The following is a 2,673-nucleotide window of genomic DNA, read 5'->3' on the forward strand; positions in this document are numbered from 1 at the left end:
CGGCTACGGGCGGGCCACCCCCTGTCACGGGTCACGCGTCCGTGGGCGGCTACGGCCGGACCACCCCTGGCGGGTCAGGCTCCGGCGTCGTCCTGCGCGGCCCCCGCCCCGGGGTCGACGTTGGGGACGCGCGCCTTGAGCGCCGCCGACATCTCGATGGCGATGGAGCCGAGGATCGCCAGGGAGAGTGTGACGAAGAACACGAGCGGGTGGTAGAAGTCGCGGTCGCGCAGCAGGAGGAGGACGACGAAGACGATGACGACCTTCGCCAGCCAGCTCCCGATGAAGGCCGCGCTGGCCACGTGCAGCGGCTTGTCCGCCGTCGCGAGCATGACGAGCGCCGTCGTGAGCATGAAGAAGGCGACGAGCGCGGTGCCGAGCAGCGCGCCCCACAGCCCGGGGGTGCCGACCGCGAGGTAGCCGATCACCGACCCCCCGACGCCGAGGACGGCGAGCAGCACCGCGAGCTGGCGCATCACGGTGCGGAACATCGCCCGGAGGGGGGACTGGGAGGTCATGCGGTCTCCTTCGCGTGACGGGGTCGGCGCAGCCCGGGGAGCCGACCGACAGTGACGAGCAGGGCGATGACGACGCACGCCCCGGTGCCGATGAGGACGGCGTGGCTGTCGAAGATGACGAGCGCGGCCGCGCTGAACGAGATGACGGCGGTCCACAGGTACATGACGAGGACGGCGCGGCGGTGGCTGTGGCCCCAGGCCAGCAGCCGGTGGTGCAGGTGCATCCGGTCCGGCTTGAACGGCGAGCTGCCCGCGCGCAGCCGGCGCAGCACCGCGAGGGTCATGTCGAGCAGCGGCAGGAGGAGGACGGCGACCGGCAGGAGGATCGGCACGAAGGCCGGCAGCACCTGGCCGGCGGAGAACACCGCCGGGTCGATCTGGCCGGTGACGGTGATCGCGGCGGCCGCGACGGTGAGGCCGAGGAACATCGAGCCGGAGTCCCCCATGAAGATGCGCGAGGGGTGGAAGTTGTGCGGGAGGAAGCCGACACAGGTTCCGACGACGGCGGCGATGACGACGGTGGCGAGGTTGGAGTAGTCGCCCGGCGTCGCGGTGCGGGTGAGGAGATAGGTGTACCCGAAGAACGCCAGCCCGCCGATGCCGACCATCCCCGCGGCGAGCCCGTCGAGGCCGTCGACGAAGTTCACCGCGTTGATCGCGACGACGACGACGAGCACCGTCGCGATGAGGGAGAGCCGGGAGGAGCCGATGGTCAGGCCGAAGATCGGGAAGGTGATGAGCTGGACCCCCTGCCAGGCGATGAGCCCGGCGGCGAGGATCTGGCCGGCGAGCTTGGTCATCCAGTCCAGGTCCCAGATGTCGTCGGCGACACCGAGGAGGCTGACGAGAGCGGCGCCGGCGAGGATCGCCCAGGGCTGCGCCGTGGTGAAGACACCCTCGAGGAAGGGCACGCGGGAGGCGATGAGGAGGGCCATGGCGAAGCCGGCGAGCATCGCCACGCCACCCAGCCGCGGGGTCGGGGTGGTGTGCACGTCACGGGCGCGGACCGGGGTGAGCGCGTTGGTCGCGCGGGCCACGCGGAGCGCCACGGGGGTGGCGATGAACGTCACGACGGCCGCGACGAGCATGACGAGCAGGTAGACCCTCACGGTCCCTCGGCACCGCCCTCGATGTCGGGGACGACGGCGGCGAGCTCCTCCCGGCTGAGCGCACCGGCCCGGACGATGCGCGGGGGCGTCCCGGTCGCGTCGACGATCGTCGAGTGCACCCCGCCGCGGGAGGGTCCGCCGTCGAGGTAGACCTCGACCCGATCGCCCAGGGCGGTGGCGGCCTCCAGGACGGTGGTGGCGGCCGGGCCGCCGTGTCGGTTGGCGCTCGAGACGGCGAGCGGGCCGGTCTTGGTGAGGAGGGCGAGGGCGACCTCGTCGTCGGGCATGCGCAAGGCGACGGTGCCGCCGGTGTCCCCGAGGTCCCAGGCGAGCGTGGGCTGGGCGCGGCAGATCACGGTGAGGGGGCCGGGCCAGAAGGCCTCGACGAGGGCGTGGACGCTGTCGGGCACGTCGGTGGCGAGGCCCGCGAGGGTGGTCGGCGCCGGGACGAGGACGGGTGGCGGGTGCTGACGGCCGCGGCCCTTGGCGGCGAGCAGCGCGGCGACGGCCTCGGGGTCGAACGCGGCGGCGGCGATGCCGTAGACCGTGTCGGTGGGCATGACGACGAGCCTGCCGCGGGACAGGGCGCCGGCCGCTGCGTCGATGCCGGCGTCACGGGTCTCGGTCCGGGTGCAGTCGTACACGCTCACGGGCCCGATCCTCCCACGCACCCTGGCTGGGGATGTCACCCGGCGGGCGTGTGTGATGGGGATCTGGGTCCGGGCTGCGGCGGGGCGCCTGCGGGACCGTGGGCGTTCGCTTCCCACGCGGTCGCCTGATGCCGCCCGCTCGACTGATGCGCCCGCTCGACGCGGGCTCGGACCGGTGGCCACTCCTGCCGATGTCCCGTGCGGCTCTCCCACGCCCGTGCGTGCAGGCGGCCCTCCCGGCGCCACCCCCCTCGCCCGCCTCACCCAACCCCGGCACGCCACCCGACGCGGCAGCCCCCGCGCCTGGGAGGCCCACTGCCCGCCCTCTCGAAGCGGGTGCCCCCACGTATCCCCACCCCCTCACAAGACCGGCATCTCCTCACGACCACCCCACCC

Annotated in this window: 3 protein-coding genes; all 3 read right to left on the reverse strand. The window is 73.6% G+C overall.

Annotation, left to right across the window (positions count from 1 at the left end):
• Positions 1-74 precede the first annotated feature (74 nt).
• The 3 genes from Q0195_RS07520 to Q0195_RS07530 are packed head-to-tail and all read right to left on the reverse strand — an operon-like array spanning position 75 to position 2,277.
• Positions 75-518: a hypothetical protein gene (locus tag Q0195_RS07520; RefSeq protein WP_299276599.1), complete on the reverse strand. Its 444-nt coding sequence runs from the start codon at positions 516-518 to the stop codon at positions 75-77.
• Positions 515-1,627 (reverse strand): MraY family glycosyltransferase, encoded by a 1,113-nt coding sequence (locus tag Q0195_RS07525; protein ID WP_299276602.1) that lies wholly within the window; start codon positions 1,625-1,627, stop codon positions 515-517. Before Q0195_RS07525 ends, Q0195_RS07520 begins: the two co-directional genes overlap by 4 nt.
• Positions 1,624-2,277 carry an L-threonylcarbamoyladenylate synthase gene (locus Q0195_RS07530; RefSeq protein WP_366518085.1) on the reverse strand — a complete coding sequence of 218 codons (654 nt, stop codon included), beginning with the start codon at positions 2,275-2,277 and terminating at the stop codon, positions 1,624-1,626. The genes Q0195_RS07525 and Q0195_RS07530 overlap by 4 nt, the downstream gene beginning before the upstream one ends.
• Between the last annotated feature and the right edge of the window lie 396 nt (positions 2,278-2,673).

The organism is uncultured Georgenia sp. (genome assembly GCF_937958535.1).
Classification (GTDB): domain Bacteria; phylum Actinomycetota; class Actinomycetes; order Actinomycetales; family Actinomycetaceae; genus Oceanitalea.